Source organism: Streptomyces pimonensis (assembly GCF_041380215.1).
GTDB lineage: Bacteria > Actinomycetota > Actinomycetes > Streptomycetales > Streptomycetaceae > Streptomyces > Streptomyces pimonensis.
The window spans coordinates 41848-57446 of sequence record NZ_JAHWZY010000039.1; the positions used below are offsets into that span (position 1 = coordinate 41848).

A 15599-nucleotide genomic window follows, 5' to 3' on the forward strand; every position below is an offset into this window, starting at 1 on the left:
CGCCCCGCCCTCGCGGCACCCCACGCCGCCCGCGGGCACGAGGACGCCGAAGAGGTCGTCAACAGGGCCTTCGACCTGCTCAACGGCGGCTGACGCGGCCTCGCCTGACGCGCCGGCCGGCCCTTCCCGCGGTTGTCAGGAGGACGGCCAGCCCAGCAGGGCCATGTCGGCCACCCGCTGCAGATCCTCCCGTGGGACGCCGCCGACGGCCTGGACGGCGATGCCGTTCGCCACCGTCATGAGGTACCGGGCGAGGACGTCCGGGTCGGCACCGGCGGGCAGGTCCCCGTCGTCGCGGGCGCGCCGGAGCCGGTCGCGGAGAAGGACGACGCCCTCGTCGCGCCAGACCACGAGGGCGTCCCGGGCGTTGCGCCCCGGTTCGCCGGCGGCGAGGGAGCCCTGGACGCCCAGACATCCGGCGGGGCAGCCGGGGCGTGTGGTGGCCCGCACCGAGCCGTTCAGGAACGCGGTGGCCACCTGCCGGGCGGTCGGCTCGCGCACCGCCCGGGCCGCGTACGAGGCGGGGCCCTGCGTGTAGCGCTCCAGGGCCTTGCGGAACAGGTCCTCCTTGTTGCCGAAGGCCGCGTACATGCTGGTGCGGGTGATGCCCATGGCCCTGGTCAGGTCGGTGAGACTGGCGCCCTCGTAGCCCTGCTCCCAGAAGACCCGCATCGCGCGTTCGAGGGCCTCGTCGGCGTCGAACCCCCTCGGGCGGCCGACCGGTGCCTTCCGTCGCGTCTCCATGCCGTCGATCATACCTCTTCTGTACCGATCGGTCCGGAGGTGCTACGGTCCTCTTCGGTACCGATCGATACTAAAAAATGAGGAGGTCACACCCGTGGGACAGTTCGAGGGCAAGACCGCCGTCGTCACCGGAGGCAGCACCGGCATCGGTCTCGCCGCCGCCGTACGACTGGCGGCCGGGGGCGCGCACGTGTTCATCACCGGGCGGCGCAAGGCCGCGCTGGACGAGGCCGTGGAGGCCGTCGGCGCGGCGAGGGCGACTGCGGTGGTGGGTGACATCTCCGACCTCGCCGACCTGGACCGCCTGTACGACGCGGTCCGAGCCCGGGGCCGCGGCCTGGACGTGCTCTTCGCCAACGCGGGGAGCGCGTCCTTCGCGACCCTGGAGCAGACCACCGAGCAGCACGTCGACCAGATCTTCGGCGTCAACGTGCGGGGCACGCTGTTCACCGTGCAGAAGGCGCTGCCCCTGCTCAACGACGGCGCGTCGGTGATCCTGAACTCCTCGGTCCGCGCCGACGACGGGGTCGCCGCGTTCGGCGCGTACGCCGCCTCCAAGGCGGCCGTCCGGTCCTTCGCCCGGACCTGGGCCAACGAACTCAAGGACCGCGGCATCCGCGTCAACGCGATCTCCCCGGGCTCCATCGACACGCCCGGAGTCGACGCGATCACCAGGGACGCACCGGTCGGCAAGGAGCAGTTCGCCGCCGGCGTGCCGCTCGGCCGGATCGGCCACCCGGAGGAGGTCGCCCATGCGGTGGCCTTCCTGGCGTCCGGGCAGAGCAGCTTCGTCCTCGGGGCCAACCTGTACATCGACGGCGGCGAGAAGCAGATCTGACCCGGCACCCCGCGGTCCCACACCGTCCCCGACCGCCGCGGGGTGCCTGGGCGGTGCGGCGGCCTGGCCGGTACATCACTCATGGGCTTCGCGCTGCGCCCGGGTGCTTGGGGCGTGGGGTACGGCGTGGAGATGGCGCGCGCTCCTCGGCCTCGGGTTCGAGGATCCCGACCTGCACCGGATCCGGAGCGCGCGCCCGCCACTCGACGAGGCGTCGGCCAGGACCACGGCGGCCGCCGGCATGGTCGAGGAGGGCATCCTCCGCGAGCACGTCTTCGAAGCGGGCCGCTGGAGGGGCTCCGTGGTCCACGCGATGCTCGACCGCGAGTGGTCGCCCGGTCCTCGAACCAGCCGGTCAGGCTCTAGCGGCCCACCGCTCACCCACCCGGGAGCCGCAGGGAGTGCAGCCGGGAGCCGCAGGGAGTGCAGCCGGGAGCCGGTCCGCTGCCTCGTCGAACCGTCCGTCCAGGCGCAGCCGGACGGCCCTGGCCGGCTGCCCCGGTCCGGCCCGCCGGGTTCCCGGCACCCGGCCGGCGGCGGACCGTGCGGCACCGTCACGCGACGGCCCGGAGGGCACCAGGGCGTCCAGCCGGTCACTGACGTCGCGTTCGGTCGCCGACCACTCCAGCGGCAGTACACGGAGGTTGCGCAGCCCGCGCGACGCGGCTTCCGTGAGCCACTGGTCCCGCAGGATTCCGGCGAGGTCGTCCGCGAGGCCGGCAGGTCCGGGCGGCGGCTCCGCGCGGCCGCGTGGGAAGTCCGCCACCGGTACGGCGAGTCCGGCCGCTACCAGCAGGGCCCCGAGAAGGCCGGCCACCTTACTTCCCCGGGAAGCTCCCCGGGTCAGGGACAGCGCGACGATGCCGAAGCGGACCAGGGCGAGCAACACGAACAGCCACATGTGCACGCGCCGTCGCCACGACGGTCACTCCTCCGTGCCATGTGGCGGGGAATGGCGGCCGGGCACGGAGGACTTCGGCGAAGCGACCGGATGTCCGTCAGGCGGGTGACACCGGGCGAAGGACGCCGACGCCGGTGGCCTCCCGGCCGGAACCGGTCCGCGGCGACGTGGTCACCGGCCGCGCGGGCAACCGGCGCGGCAGGATCCCGGCGACCCGCCCTCCGGCTTCGGGGGGTGCTGTGGCCATCGCCGCCGGTGCGACCCTGGCCGCACCGGCCTTCCTGCTGCCACGGCTGTCCGCCACCGTCGGCTCGACGTCCGCCGCGAACACGATCTCCGCAGCCACCTCGCCTCACCGCACAGGACCCGGTCCTGAGGGGGCACCTCCTCAACGCAGTGTGATGTGCGCGGTGACCGGCAGGTGGTCGCTGCCGGTGGCGGACAGGGTGCGGATGTGGGCGACGGTCGCCGAGCGGGCCATGACCTGGTCGATCCGGACCAGCGGGAAGGCGGCGGGGAAGCTGAGGGCGAAGCCGCGCCGGGCCACGTCCATCCGCGAGGTGAGCGGGGCCAGCCCGTGGTCCTCGACCGTGCCGTTGAGGTCGCCCAGCAGGATCACCGTTCTCAGCTGCTCGGCGGCGACCGCCTCGCCCAGCAGACCGGCGCTCTCGTCGCGCCGGGAGGACATGAGGCCGCTCGCCCCCACACGGACCGAGGGCAGGTGCGCGACGTACGCCGCGATCTCGCCGTGCGGCGTGTGGACCGCCGTCCGCAGCCCGCGACTCCAGGGCTCCGTGATGCCCCGCGGTGCGATGTCCAGGAGCCGGGCGTCGGTGAGCGGATGCTTCGACCACAGCCCGACGGTGCCCCGGACCGCGTGGTGCGGGTAGTCCGGGGCGAGCGTCTTCTCGTAGACCTGCACTGCGGGGGGCACCAGCTCCTGCAGGGCGATCAGATCCGGCCCGGCGTCGGCCAGCGCGCGGGCCGTGCCCGCCGGGTCGGTGTTCTCGTCGCTGACGTTGTGCTGCACCACGACCAGGTCGTGCGGGCCGGACTCCTCGGCAGGCAGGAGCAGTCCGCCGAAGAGGTGTGTCCAGGCCGCCGTCGGCAGCAGCAGCGCCACCAGTGCGGTGGCCGAACGGCGCAGCAGGGCCAGGCCGAACAGCACGACGATCACCAGGCCCAGCCACGGCAGGAACGTCTCCAGCAGACTGCCCACGCGCCCCACCGAGCCGGCCACCGCCCGGTGGAACACCAGCAGCCCGGCCGTCAGCGCCGCGAGAGCGGCGGGTATGCGCCCCTGCGTCCGCACCCACCGGCGCCGGACACCTCCGGACGTTGTTGCTGCTTCCCTCACCTGGTCTCCCGTCCGCGCGACTCGTCGTCCAGGACGAATCGCGGGGCGGATCGGTTGCAGCCGGCCCGACGGGCCGCGGACAGGCTCCACTCGGAGAGCTCTCCGAGCGGAAGGCTTCCGGTCCGCGCCCCGACGACGGGGATCGAACGGGAGGGGACACTCCTGAAGGGCGCCTGCAGCCGCCCCGAACGCCTGCCCGGCGACTACGACCACCCGGGCGGCCCCGCCGCGCTGCGCGAGGTCGCCCGGGAGACCGGGGCGACGCCGGGCCAGGTCGTGCTCGCCCGGCAGATCGGCCATGAGCCGCCGATCCTCCCGCCGGCCGGGGTCTCGTCACTCGCGCAGTCGGAGGAGAACCTGGCCGCGGTGGACCCGGAACTGTCGCAGGAGCAGCGGGCCCGGCTGGACGCGGCCCGCTGAACGACCCCGCCTCACGGTCTGACCAGCAGCTGGAAGTCGAACGAGTACCGCGACGCACGGTAGACGTGGGTGCCGTACTCCACCGGCCGGCCGGTGCCGTCGTAGGCCGTGCGCTCCATGGTGAGCAGGGCGGCACCCTCCCGCTCGTCCAGCCGGCCGGCCTCCTGAGCGGTGGCCGCGCGGGCGCCGACGGTCTGGCGGGCGCTGCGCAGGGTGATGCCGGCCGAGCGCATCATCCGGTACAGGCCGGTCGACTCCAGGCGGGCGTCGTCGAGGTCGAGCAGGCCCGACGGGAGGTAGTTGCACAGCAGGGCGACCGGCCGGCCGTGGGTGCGGCGCAGGCGTTCCAGCAGGACCACCTCGCCGCCCTCGGCCAGTTGCAGGGCGGCCGCCACGTCCGGGGGCGCGGGGACCGTCTCGTTGCGGACCACCTGGGTGGTCGGTTCCTGCCCGGCCGCCTCCAGGTCGTCGTGGAGACTGCTCAGCTTCAGGGGGCGCCTGACCTTGCTGTGCACCACCTGTGTGCCCACCCCGCGCCGCCGGACCAGGAGTCCCTTGTCGACGAGGGACTGGATGGCCTGGCGGACGGTGGGGCGGGACAGGCCGAGCCGCACGGACAGGTCGACCTCGTTGCCCAGCAGGTCGCCGGGGCGAGGACGCCCTGCTCGGTCGCCGTCTGCAGCTGCTGCGCGAGCTGGTGGTACAGCGGCACCGGACTGCCCCGGTCCAGGGCGAAGTCCAGGGTGCTGAGCGCGGGTACGGTCGCGGTACGTGCGGGGGCACCGGTCTTCGCCATGGACGTGCCTTCCTGCAGCGGCGCGGGCGGGTTCACAGGTGCCGGCGGCGGCCGGCGACCTCGGAGTCGTACCGTGCGCGGGCCCGCACGGCCGCCTCGCGGGCGGACACCTCGGCCACCGGTACGTCCCACCAGGCCTCGGCCGGGGGAGCGGTGGGAGCGGGGTCGGTCTCGACGTACACGCACGCCGGACGGTCACAGGCGCGTGCCTCGGCCAGCGCGCTCCGCAGCTCCCGCACGGTCCTGGCGCGCAGCACCTCCATGCCGAGGCTGGCCGCGTTCGCGGCGAGGTCCACGGGCAGCGGGGGGCCGGTGAAGGCGCCGTCGCCGGCCCGGTGGCGGTAGGCGGTGCCGAAGCGTTCGGCGCCCACCGACTCCGACAGTCCGCCGATGGAGGCGTACCCGTGGTTCTGGACCAGGACCAGCTTGACCGGGAGGTTCTCCTGGACGGCGGTGACGATCTCCGTCGGGTTCATCAGATAGGTGCCGTCGCCGACCAGCGCCCACACCGGGGTGCCGGGCGCGGCCTGCTGCACGCCGAGCGCGGCCGGGATCTCGTAGCCCATGCAGGAGTAGCCGTACTCCAGGTGGTACTGGCGGGGGCTGCGCGAACGCCACAGCTTGTGCAGGTCGCCGGGGAGCGAACCGGCCGCGTTGATCACCACGTCCTCGTCGCCGACGACCGCGTCGAGCGCGCCGAGCACCTGCGTCTGCGTCGGTACGGCCGTGTCGTCGTCCGCGCGGTAGGCGCTCTCGACGACACGCTCCCAGCGCTCCTTCCCGGCCCGGTACTCCGCCTCGTACGACGGCTCCACGCGGTGCCCGGCCAGCGCCCCGGCCAGCTGCTCCAGACCCGTGCGCGCGTCGCAGACCAGGGTGCGCGCCGCCAGCTTGTGGGCGTCGAAGCCGGTGATGTTGACGTTGAGGAAGCGCACGTCCGGGTTCTGGAAGAGGGTGCCGGAGGCGGTGGTGAAGTCGGAGTAGCGGGTGCCGACGCCGATCACCAGGTCGGCGGTGCGGGCGAGTCCGTCGCTCACCGACGTGCCGGTGTGACCGATGCCGCCGAGGTCGGCCGGGTGGTCGTGGCGCAGGGAGCCCTTGCCGGCCTGGGTGGAGGCGACCGGGACGCCGGTGGCGTCCACGAACGCCTTCAGCGCCTCCTCGGCCTCGCTGTGGTGGACGCCACCGCCCGCGACGACCAGTGGCCGCCGCGCCGCCCGTACGGCCGCCACGGCCGCCGCCAGCTCCACCGGGTCCGGGGCGGGACGGCGTACGGACCAGACGCGCTCGGCGAAGAACTCCTCCGGCCAGTCGTACGCCTCCGCCTGCACGTCCTGGGGGAGGGCCAGCGTCACCGCGCCGGTCTCGGCCGGATCGGCGAGGACCCGCATCGCGTTGAGCGCGGAGGGGATCAGGGCCTCGGGGCGGGCGACGCGGTCGAAGTACCGCGACACCGGGCGGAGGGTGTCGTTGACCGACACATCGGCCTCGACCGGGTGCTCCAGCTGCTGGAGCAGCGGGTCGGCGACGTGCGAGGCGAAGTAGTCGCCGGGCAGCAGGAGCACCGGCAGCCGGTTGACGGTGGCGAGGGCGGCACCGGTGACGAGGTTCGTGGCGCCGGGGCCGATGGAGGTCGTCACCGCCTGCGCCGACAGCCGGTTCAGCTGACGGGCGTACCCGACGGCGGCGTGCACCATCGCCTGCTCGTTGCGGCCCTGGTGGTACGGCATGGTCCCGGCGTACTCGACGAGCGCCTGCCCGACGCCGGCCACGTTGCCGTGGCCGAAGATGCCCCAGGTGCCCGCGATCAGCCGGCGGCGCACGCCGTCGCGTTCGGTGTACTGGGCGGACAGGAACCGCACCAGCGCCTGGGCGGTCGTCAGTCGGCGGGTGGCGGCGCTCATACGGACCTCTCCGGTGCGGTGCAGAGGGGGAGCCGGGGGTCGACGGCCTGGTCCGGCCAGGTGTCGCGGACCCAGGCGTGGTCGGGGTGGTCGCAGATCAGCCAGGCGCGCTCGGCCCCGGGGCCGGCCATGACGTTGAGGTAGTACATGTGGTGGCCGGGCACGGCCATGGACGGGCCGTGCCAGCCGTCCGGGACGAGGACGACGTCCCCGTCGCGCACCTCGGCCAGCACGTCCGTGTCGCGGCCCGGACCGGAGGGGGAGACCCGCTGGTAGCCGAGGCCGGGGGTGCCGTCGTGGCCGGCGAACTCGAAGTAGTAGATCTCCTCCAGCACGGACTCCTCGCCGGGCCGGTGCTCGTCGTGCTTGTGCGGCGGGAAGGACGACCAGTTGCCGCCCGGGGTGAGCACCTCGACCGCGATCAGCTTGTCGCACTCGAAGACGCCCGCCGCGCCGAAGTTGTTGACCTGCCGGGAGCAGCTGCCGGTGCCGCGCAGCTCCACGGGCACGTCCGGGGCGGCTCCGTAGCGGGCGGGCAGCCGGCGGGTGCAGCGGGCGCCGGTGAGCGCGAACCGTCCGCCGTCCGCCGAGGCGACGGTCGCGCGGGCGTCGCGCGGGACGTAGGCGAAGTCGGTGACGCCGTCGAACACACTGGTGCGGCCGGCGAGTTCGAAGGTGTCGTGGCCGAAGTCGTCGTCGACGCCGACCGTGCAGCCGCCGCTCAGCGGCAGCACGATCCACTCGCTGTCACCGGTGTCGAAGGTGTGCGAGCCACCGGGCGGCAGCTGAAGGACGCGCAGGCCGGAGTACCCCCAGCCGGCGGTCTGCGGGCTCACGTCGACGGCGTAGGGGCCGGCGAGGGCGCTGCCCGCGGGAAGGTGATGTGTCATGCCGTGCCTCCGTCTTCGAACGGGCTTCTCACAACAGGCCGACGGCCGTGTCGACCGCCGTCTCCACACTGCCCTCGGCCGGGTAGAGCAGCGAGCGGCCGACGACCATCCCCATCACGGTGGGCAGCCGCAGCGCCTTGCCCCACCGCTCGTACGCCGCCTCCTGGTCGCCGACCTCGCCGCCGAGCAGGACGACGGGCAGCGTCGAGGCCTCCAGCACCTCCGGCATGGTGTCGACGTCGTCGGTGACCGGGAGCTTCAGCCAGGTGTAGGCGGAGGTGCCGCCCAGACCGGAGGCGATGGCGATGGAGCGGGTGACCGCCTCGGCGGACAGGTCGTTGCGGATCCGGCCGTCCCCGCCCCGGCGCGAGATGAACGGCTCCACGAACACCGGCAGCCGGCGTTCGGCCATGGCGTCCACGGCGCGGGCGGCGGACTCCAGGGTGGCCAGCGAGCCCGGGTCGTCGTAGTCGATGCGGACCAGCAGCTTGCCCGCGTCGAAGCCCAGCCGGGCGATGTCCTCCGCGCGGTGGCCGGTGAAGCGGTCGTCCATCTCGAAGGAGGCGCCGGCCAGGCCGCCCCGGTTCATCGAGCCCATGACGACCTTGTCCTCCAGCACCCCGAGGAGCAGCAGATCCTCCAGGATGTCGGCGGTGGCCAGCACTCCGTCGACGCCCGGCCGGGACAGCGCGGTGCAGAGACGGTCCAACAGGTCGGCGCGGTTCGCCATGGCCAGCCGGCGGTCACCGATGCCGAGTGCGCCCCGGGCGGGGTGGTCGGCGGCCACGATCATCAGCCGGCCGCTGTCGCCGATCAGCGGGCGCCGTGCCCGGCGGGCGGCGGCCTCGGCGACGGCCTCCGGATTGCGGGCCCGGACCGCGGTGAGGTCGGGGATGGTGAGGTTCAAGGAAGGGCTCCGTTCGGGACTGGCTCGGCAGGCCCGCCGCGTCCGGCGGGACGGCCCGCGCGAGGAGGTCCGCGACCTCCGGCTCGGTCGGTATGGCGGACGAACAGGCGAGGCGGGAGGCGACGACGGCTCCCGCGGCGTCGGCGTGGCGCATGGTCCGCTCCAGATCCCGGTCGGAGAGCGGACCGTGGCAGAGCGACCCGCCGAAGGCGTCGTCGGCGCCGAGGCCGTTGACCACCCCGACCGGCACCGGGGACACCTCGGCCCGGGTGCCGTCGCGGTGCACGGCGAGCACGCCCTCGGGGCCCTGCTCGACCACGGCCGGTTCCGCCCCGGCCGCCGGCCGTGCCTCGGCACAGGACCCGGCTCGCGCACCCCGGTGGCGATCTCGTACCCGTCGAGGTTGCCGACGGCGACCGTGGCGTGCCGCAGCGCCTCGCGGTGGTACGGGAGGGCCCGGTCCGGGTCCCGCCGGAACACCGGGTGCCGGTCCGGGGCGAAGACGGCGGCTCCGCGGCGGGCACGGGCCTTTGGGGCGGCGAGGGTGGCCGAGCGGCTGGCTTCCTCGCTCAGGCCGGCGCCGGTGATCCGGAAGATCCCGGCCGCGCGGACGGCGGCCGGATCCGGTTCTTCGGCACGGATCTCCAGGCCGGAGGCCTTGGGGCGGCGGGAGAAGTACAGCGGGAAGTCGTCCGGCGGGAAGGTCTCGCAGAACGTGAGCGGGGCGGGACGCGCGGGGGCCGGCGTGGCCCGTCGGTCGTCCACGCCGGACTCCTTGAGCGCCTCGTGCGGAAAGGCGCCGAAAGGGTCCTCGCCGGTGCGGGTGACGACCGCTGCGGAACGACCCGTCGGGGCGGCCGCCACCGCGGCATTCGCGGCCGATCCGCCCCGGAATTTCCCGAACGTCTCCTCGCGCGTCAGCGCAACGCCGGTCTCCAGTGGATAAAGATCGACCCCGATGCGACCCATGGTGATCAGGTCGAAATACTGTGGTGGGACGGCCATTGAGCGACGCTCCTCGAACTGCTGGGGTGCGGGTCCCGAGGCGCCCTGTCACGGCGGGGCGTGGATTCCGGGGACCTGCCGCCTCACAGGTGTAGGTCTCGGAAGGCGGCAATGTCAATAGTTTGTACTTACATTCTGACCAGTTAGTGAAATGATGTCTTAACAAAGTATTGACAGTGAGCGGTTCTGGGGATTGGATCGCGTCCCAGTATGACCGCCGTGTTCCATGGCACACCCCCGGACTTCCGAGGCGCCGGGCGCCGGATTCTCGGACTTCCGCCCTTTCCCCGCGCAGCACAGTGAGGTGCAGGACAGATGGACCGCTCTTCGCACACCCGCCCCCGCAGGACCGCGCCGTTCGTCGCGGTCGCGGCGGCAACCGCCCTGACCCTCGCCGGCTGCTCCAGCGGTTCCGGTGGCAAGGAGTCCGAGGAGGGCGGGGCGGACGCTTCCGCGGGCAAGGCGAACACGCCCCGCATGAAGGTGGCCCTGGTCACCCACCAGGCGCCCGGCGACACCTTCTGGGACATCGTGCGCAAGGGCGCCGAGGCCGCCGCGGCCAAGGACAACATCGATCTCGTCTACTCCGCCGACCCGAACGCCGGCAACCAGGCCACCCTGGTGCAGAACGCGATCGACCAGAAGGTCGACGGCATCGCGGTCACCCTCGCCAAGCCGGACGCGCTCAAGGAGGCCGTGGCCAAGGCGAACGCGGCCGGTATCCCCGTCGTCGGCCTCAACTCCGGACTGAGCGACTGGAAGGACCTCGGCCTGCTGGAGTTCTTCGGCCAGGACGAGTCCGTGGCGGGCGAGGCGTTCGGCAAGAAGCTGAACGAGGTCGGCGCGAAGAACGCCGTCTGCGTCGTCCACGAGCAGGGCAACGTCGGCCTGACCCAGCGGTGCGACGGGGTGGAGGAGGTCTTCGAGGGCGAGACCCAGATCCTCAACGTCAACGGCACCGACATGCCGTCGGTGAAGTCGACGATCACCGCGAAGCTGAAGCAGGACCCCTCCATCGACTACGTCGTCACCCTCGGCGCGCCCTTCGCGCCGACCGCGGTGCAGTCGGTGGGCGACGCGGGCAGCGAGGCGAAGGTCGCCACCTTCGACCTCAACAAGGAGCTGACCAAGGCGATCGAGGCCGGCGACATCCAGTTCGCCGTGGACCAGCAGCCCTACCTGCAGGGCTACCTCGCCGTCGACGGCCTGTGGCTCTACAGGAACAACGGCAACTACAGCGGCGGCGGTGAGCAGCCGGTGCTGACCGGCCCGGCGTTCGTCGACGAGTCCAACGTCGACGTGGTCTCCGAGTACGCCGTGAAGGGCACTCGGTGATGAGCATGGCCCGACAGGCTGAGCCGGCGGTGGCCCCACCGCCGGCTCCCGGCCCGGAACAGAGCGACGGCCGCACCGTGCGGCGCCCGCCGGCACTGCGTCTGCTCGCCCGGCCCGAGGTCGGCGTGTTCCTCGGCGCCGTGGCCGTCGTGGTGTTCTTCCTGTTCGCCGCGCCGCCGGTGCGGGACGGCAGTTCCCTGGCGAACATCCTGTACCAGTCGTCGGTCATCGGGATCATGGCGCTGCCCGTGGCCCTGCTGATGATCGGCGGTGAGTTCGACCTCTCGGCCGGTGTCGCCGTCGTGACCTCGGCACTGACCGCGAGCATGCTCAGCTACCAGCTCACCCTGAACGTGTGGATGGGCGTGATCGTCGCCCTGGCGGTCTCTCTGGGGATCGGCGCGCTCAACGGCTGGATGCTGGTCAGGACCGGGCTGCCCAGCTTCCTGGTCACCCTCGGTACCTTCCTGATCCTGCAGGGCGTGAACCTGGCGGTGACCAAGCTGGTCACCGGCAACGTCGCCACCGACAGCATCAGCGACATGGACGGCTTCGACCAGGCCAAGGCGCTCTTCGCCTCCGGCTTCGACGTCGCCGGCGTCCAAGTGAAGATCACCGTGGTGTGGTGGCTCGCCTTCGCCGCCCTCGCCACCTGGGTGCTGCTGCGCACCAGGTACGGCAACTGGATCTTCGCCGTCGGCGGCAACAAGGACAGCGCCCGCGCGGTCGGCGTCCCCGTCACCTTCACCAAGATCTCCCTGTTCATGCTGGTCGGCCTCGGCGCCTGGTTCGTCGGCATGCACAACCTGTTCTCCTTCAACACCGTGCAGTCCGGCGAGGGCGTGGGCCAGGAGCTCATCTACATCGCCGCGGCGGTCATCGGCGGCTGTCTGCTGACCGGCGGGCACGGCTCCGCGATCGGCCCGGTCTTCGGCGCCTTCATGTTCGGCATGGTGCAGCAGGGCATCGTCTACGCCGGCTGGAACCCCGACTGGTTCAAGGCCTTCCTCGGCGTGATGCTCCTCGGCGCCGTCCTCATCAATCTGTGGGTCCAGCGCACGGCGACCCGGAGGTGACCCCGATGACCGACAAGACCACCGGCATCCGCGGCTCCGTCCGCGAGGACACCGAGCCCGGCGGCGACCGCCCCCTGATCGAACTCCGCTCCGCCGGCAAGTCCTACGGCAACATCCGTGCCCTGCACGGCGTCGACCTCGCCGTCCACGCCTCCAAGGTGACCTGCGTCCTCGGCGACAACGGCGCCGGCAAGTCCACCCTGATCAAGATCATCTCCGGGCTGCACCAGCACACCGAGGGCGAGTTCCTCGTCGACGGCGAGCCCGTGCGGTTCTCCACCCCGCGCGAGGCCCTCGACAAGGGCATCGCCACCGTCTACCAGGACCTCGCGGTCGTCCCCCTGATGCCGGTGTGGCGGAACTTCTTCCTCGGCTCCGAGATGACCAAGGGGCCCTGGCCCGTCCGCCACCTCGACATCGACCGGATGAAGCGGACCGCGGACGAGGAACTGCGCAACATGGGCATCGTCCTGGACGACCTGGAACAGCCCATCGGCACGCTCTCCGGCGGCCAGCGCCAGTGCGTCGCCATCGCCCGCGCCGTCTACTTCGGCGCGCGGGTGCTGATCCTGGACGAGCCGACCGCCGCCCTCGGCGTCAAGCAGTCCGGCGTGGTCCTGAAGTACATCGCGACGGCCCGCGACCGCGGCCTCGGCGTCATCTTCATCACCCACAACCCGCACCACGCCTACATGGTCGGCGACCACTTCAGCGTGCTGCGCCTGGGCACCATGGAACTCAGCGCCGGCCGCAGCGAGGTCGGCCTCGAGGAGCTGACCAACCACATGGCCGGCGGCGCCGAACTGGCCGCCCTCAAGCACGAACTGGCGCAGGTCGGCGGCGTCGACACCGAGGAACTCCCCGAGGAGGGCGCCCTCCGGGTCTCCGCAGCCGCAACTCCGGAAGGAAAGTCCTGACATGGCAGTCGCGCTCGACCGTATCCGGGTCGGATCCGCCCCCGACTCCTGGGGCGTCTGGTTCCCCGACGACCCGCAACAGGTGCCCTGGCAGCGCTTCCTCGACGAGGTCGCCGAGGCCGGCTACTCCTGGATCGAACTCGGCCCCTACGGCTACCTCCCCACCGACCCGGCGCGCCTCGGCGACGAGGTGAGGAAGCGTGACCTGAAGGTCTCCGCCGGCACCATCTTCTGCGGACTGCACCGCGGCCCGTCCGAATGGGACGCCACCTGGGAGCAGGTCAGCCGGGTCGCCGCGCTCACCCGGGACATGGGCGCGAAGCACCTCGTCGTCATCCCGTCCTTCTGGCGTGACGACAGGACCGCCGAGATCCTCGAAGCCCCGGAGCTCACCACCGAGCAGTGGGGCCACCTGGCCAAGGGCATGGAACGCCTCGGCCGGGAGGTGCGGGACACCTACGGCCTGGACATCGTCGTCCACCCGCACGCCGACACCCACATCGACACCGAGGAGCACGTCGAGCGCTTCCTCGACTCGACCGACTCAGGCCTGGTCAACCTCTGCCTGGACACCGGTCACTACGCCTACTGCGGCGGCGACAGCGTCAAGCTGATCGAGACCTACGGCGAGCGCATCGGCTACCTCCACCTCAAGCAGGTCGACCCGGAGATCCTCGCCGACGTCGTCAGGAACGAGGTCCCGTTCGGGCCGGCCGTGCAGCGCGGGGTGATGTGCGAACCGCCCGCCGGCGTCCCCGAACTGGGCCCGGTGCTCACGGCCGCGCAGAAGCTGGGCGTGGACCTGTTCGCCATCGTCGAGCAGGACATGTACCCCTGCGAGCCGGACAAGCCGCTGCCGATCGCCGTCCGCACCCGCACGTTCCTCCGCTCCTGCGGCGCCTGACGCCCCGGCGGGGGAGGAGGCAGGACATGAACCGGTCCGGGCCACTGCGCATCGCCGTCATCGGCGCCGGCCGTATGGGCGCCGACCACGTACGCCGTATCGACCGGGTCGTCAGCGGCGCGCGGGTCACCGCCGTCGTGGACATCGACGCCGGACGGGCCCGGACCGTCGCCGCGGGCGTCGACGGCTGCACCGCCCACACCGACCCGGCCGCCGCGATGGCGGCGGCCGACGTCGACGCCGTACTCGTCGCCTCCCCCGGGCCGGCCCACGAGGCCGCCGTGCTCGCCGCGTTCGAGCACGATCTGCCCGTCCTGTGCGAGAAGCCGCTCACCCCCGACGCGGCCTCCGCGCTGCGCGTCATGGAAGCCGAACAGGCCCTCGGCCACCGCAGGGTCCAGGTCGGCTTCATGCGCCGCTACGACGCCGAGTACGTGCAGCTGAAGGCCCTGCTGGGGACCGGCCGGCTGGGCCGCCCGCTGATGCTGCACAACCGCCACCGCAACGTGGCCGGCCCGTCCTTCTTCACCAGCTCCATGCTGATCAGCGACTCCGTCGCCCACGAGGTCGACGCCACCCGCTGGCTCCTCGGCCACGAGATCACCGCCGTGACGGTGCTGCGCCCCACTCCGTCGGAGGGCGCCCCCGTGGGACTGGCCGACCCGCAGTTCGTCGTCCTGGAGACCGACGGCGGCGCGCTCTCCGACGTGGAGATCTTCGTCAACTGCGGCTTCGGCTACCAGGTGCAGGCCGAGGTGGTCTGCGAACGCGGCACCGCCCGCATCGGCGACGGCCACGCCCTGGTCACCAACGTGGCCGGCCACTGGGGCGGCACCATCGCCCAGGACTGGACCGACCGCTTCGCCCAGGCCTACGACGACGAGGTCCGGACCTGGGTCGACACCACCCGCCGCGGTGAGGTCACCGGCCCCGGCGCCTGGGACGGCTACGCCGCGGCGGCCGTCTGCGAGGCGGGGGTGCGGGCGCTGGAGGAGGGCGGCCGGGTGGAGGTCGACCTGGTGGAGAAACCGGCTCTGTACCGGTAGGTGCCGCGGGCAGTCGTTCCGTAGGGCGATGAGGCTCCTCCGCTCGAGCGGAGCCGGGAGCGGGAGGAGGGCGGGCGCAGCCGACAACGCCGGGCACCGCTCGACCGGGGGGGCGGCGGTCCCGCGTGAGCCGGGCAAGCCACTGGGCCGTGCTACGAGGCCGCGGGGCTCGCCCCGCGGCCTCGTAGCACGCGTCGATCAGCCGCGCCGTCGCCACCGCGCCGTCCGCGTCCGGCGGGAGCGCCGTGCCCTCGCGCACCCGGGCGGCGACGCCTCCACGAACACGGTGCCGGACTTCGCCGCCGCCTCCGCCGTGTCGCTCGCCGACGGCCTCTCGCTCAGGACCGTGCTTGCCGGCCGCCGGCGCCGCCGGGTCCCACGGGCCGTGCAGGCCGTTGGCGAGCGGGTTGCAGACGACGTCGACCTCGGGGTCGGCCAGCAGTTCGGCGTACGGGTCGAGGATCCGCTCCACGCCGCGGTCCGGGGCGAACGCCTCGGCGCGGGAGCGGTCGTGGGGGGGCCCCCCCCCGGGGGCCCCCCCCCCCGGCCGGGGGGGGGG

At 72.9% G+C, this 15599-nt stretch carries 12 protein-coding genes and 4 pseudogenes; 7 read left to right on the forward strand and 9 right to left on the reverse strand.

Annotated features, from left to right (window positions below; genetic code table 11):
- Positions 1-135 precede the first annotated feature (135 nt).
- Positions 136-744, reverse strand: a complete 609-nt coding sequence (locus tag KYY02_RS28360; RefSeq protein WP_371242810.1) for a TetR/AcrR family transcriptional regulator — start codon at positions 742-744, stop codon at positions 136-138.
- 94 nt (positions 745-838) lie between these two features.
- Between KYY02_RS28360 and KYY02_RS28365 the strand changes: the two genes are divergently transcribed.
- Positions 839-1582, forward strand: coding sequence for an SDR family NAD(P)-dependent oxidoreductase (locus KYY02_RS28365; RefSeq protein ID WP_371242812.1), 744 nt, complete (start codon positions 839-841; stop codon positions 1580-1582).
- 355 nt (positions 1583-1937) lie between these two features.
- Here the strand turns inward: KYY02_RS28365 and KYY02_RS28370 are convergent, their stop codons facing one another.
- Complete coding sequence (locus KYY02_RS28370; protein WP_371242814.1) at positions 1938-2489, reverse strand: hypothetical protein; 552 nt, start codon at positions 2487-2489, stop codon at positions 1938-1940.
- A gap of 382 nt (positions 2490-2871) precedes the next feature.
- The gene (locus tag KYY02_RS28375; protein ID WP_371242816.1) at positions 2872-3795 is read right to left on the reverse strand and encodes an endonuclease/exonuclease/phosphatase family protein; all 924 of its coding nucleotides are present in this window, start codon (positions 3793-3795) and stop codon (positions 2872-2874) included.
- A 204-nt stretch (positions 3796-3999) separates the two neighbouring features.
- Between KYY02_RS28375 and KYY02_RS28380 the strand changes: the two are divergent.
- Positions 4000-4260: pseudogene (locus tag KYY02_RS28380) on the forward strand (aldo/keto reductase); the annotation flags it as partial.
- A gap of 11 nt (positions 4261-4271) precedes the next feature.
- Here the strand turns inward: KYY02_RS28380 and KYY02_RS28385 are convergent.
- From KYY02_RS28385 to KYY02_RS28405, 5 genes and pseudogenes are all read right to left on the reverse strand, one after another.
- Positions 4272-5056 (reverse strand): annotated as a pseudogene (locus tag KYY02_RS28385) (GntR family transcriptional regulator).
- A gap of 32 nt (positions 5057-5088) precedes the next feature.
- The gene (gene iolD, locus KYY02_RS28390) at positions 5089-6960 is read right to left on the reverse strand and encodes a 3D-(3,5/4)-trihydroxycyclohexane-1,2-dione acylhydrolase (decyclizing) (RefSeq protein ID WP_371242818.1); all 1872 of its coding nucleotides are present in this window, start codon (positions 6958-6960) and stop codon (positions 5089-5091) included.
- Positions 6957-7850 carry a 5-deoxy-glucuronate isomerase gene (gene iolB, locus KYY02_RS28395; RefSeq protein WP_371242820.1) on the reverse strand — a complete coding sequence of 298 codons (894 nt, stop codon included), beginning with the start codon at positions 7848-7850 and terminating at the stop codon, positions 6957-6959. The genes iolD and iolB overlap by 4 nt, the downstream gene beginning before the upstream one ends.
- A gap of 28 nt (positions 7851-7878) precedes the next feature.
- Positions 7879-8757: a Cgl0159 family (beta/alpha)8-fold protein gene (locus tag KYY02_RS28400; RefSeq protein ID WP_371242822.1), complete on the reverse strand. Its 879-nt coding sequence runs from the start codon at positions 8755-8757 to the stop codon at positions 7879-7881.
- Positions 8758-8791: 34 nt separating this feature from the next.
- Positions 8792-9762 (reverse strand): annotated as a pseudogene (locus KYY02_RS28405) (PfkB family carbohydrate kinase); the annotation flags it as partial.
- A 315-nt stretch (positions 9763-10077) separates the two neighbouring features.
- On the opposite strand from KYY02_RS28405, the gene KYY02_RS28410 reads away from it, so the two are divergent.
- Genes KYY02_RS28410 through KYY02_RS28430 form a run of 5 tightly spaced genes read left to right on the forward strand, consistent with a single transcriptional unit; the run spans position 10078 to position 15040 of the window.
- Positions 10078-11097 carry a sugar ABC transporter substrate-binding protein gene (locus KYY02_RS28410; protein WP_371242824.1) on the forward strand — a complete coding sequence of 340 codons (1020 nt, stop codon included), beginning with the start codon at positions 10078-10080 and terminating at the stop codon, positions 11095-11097.
- Positions 11097-12173 (forward strand): ABC transporter permease, encoded by a 1077-nt coding sequence (locus KYY02_RS28415; RefSeq protein ID WP_371242826.1) that lies wholly within the window; start codon positions 11097-11099, stop codon positions 12171-12173. The genes KYY02_RS28410 and KYY02_RS28415 overlap by 1 nt, the downstream gene beginning before the upstream one ends.
- Before the next feature lie 5 nt (positions 12174-12178).
- A complete protein-coding gene (locus tag KYY02_RS28420) occupies positions 12179-13090 on the forward strand; it encodes an ATP-binding cassette domain-containing protein (protein WP_371242828.1) in 912 nt (303 codons plus the stop codon).
- A 1-nt stretch (position 13091) separates the two neighbouring features.
- Entirely contained in the window at positions 13092-13994 is a 903-nt protein-coding gene (locus KYY02_RS28425; RefSeq protein ID WP_371242830.1) for a sugar phosphate isomerase/epimerase family protein, read from the forward strand.
- Between the two features lie 26 nt (positions 13995-14020).
- Positions 14021-15040 carry a Gfo/Idh/MocA family protein gene (locus KYY02_RS28430; protein WP_371242833.1) on the forward strand — a complete coding sequence of 340 codons (1020 nt, stop codon included), beginning with the start codon at positions 14021-14023 and terminating at the stop codon, positions 15038-15040.
- Between the two features lie 270 nt (positions 15041-15310).
- On the opposite strand, the pseudogene KYY02_RS28435 reads toward KYY02_RS28430, so the two are convergent.
- A pseudogene (locus KYY02_RS28435) lies at positions 15311-15599 on the reverse strand (Gfo/Idh/MocA family oxidoreductase); the annotation flags it as partial.

What these genes read in the sequence shown, in the direction of transcription:
- KYY02_RS28360 (WP_371242810.1), bottom strand. Translation starts at nt 744, where the DNA reads ATGGAGACGCGACGGAAGGCACCGGTCGGCCGCCCGAGGGGGTTCGAC.
- iolD (WP_371242818.1), bottom strand. Translation starts at nt 6,960, where the DNA reads ATGAGCGCCGCCACCCGCCGACTGACGACCGCCCAGGCGCTGGTGCGG.
- iolB (WP_371242820.1), bottom strand. Translation starts at nt 7,850, where the DNA reads ATGACACATCACCTTCCCGCGGGCAGCGCCCTCGCCGGCCCCTACGCC.
- KYY02_RS28410 (WP_371242824.1), top strand. Translation starts at nt 10,078, where the DNA reads ATGGACCGCTCTTCGCACACCCGCCCCCGCAGGACCGCGCCGTTCGTC.
- KYY02_RS28415 (WP_371242826.1), top strand. Translation starts at nt 11,097, where the DNA reads ATGAGCATGGCCCGACAGGCTGAGCCGGCGGTGGCCCCACCGCCGGCT.
- KYY02_RS28420 (WP_371242828.1), top strand. Translation starts at nt 12,179, where the DNA reads ATGACCGACAAGACCACCGGCATCCGCGGCTCCGTCCGCGAGGACACC.
- KYY02_RS28425 (WP_371242830.1), top strand. Translation starts at nt 13,092, where the DNA reads ATGGCAGTCGCGCTCGACCGTATCCGGGTCGGATCCGCCCCCGACTCC.
- KYY02_RS28430 (WP_371242833.1), top strand. Translation starts at nt 14,021, where the DNA reads ATGAACCGGTCCGGGCCACTGCGCATCGCCGTCATCGGCGCCGGCCGT.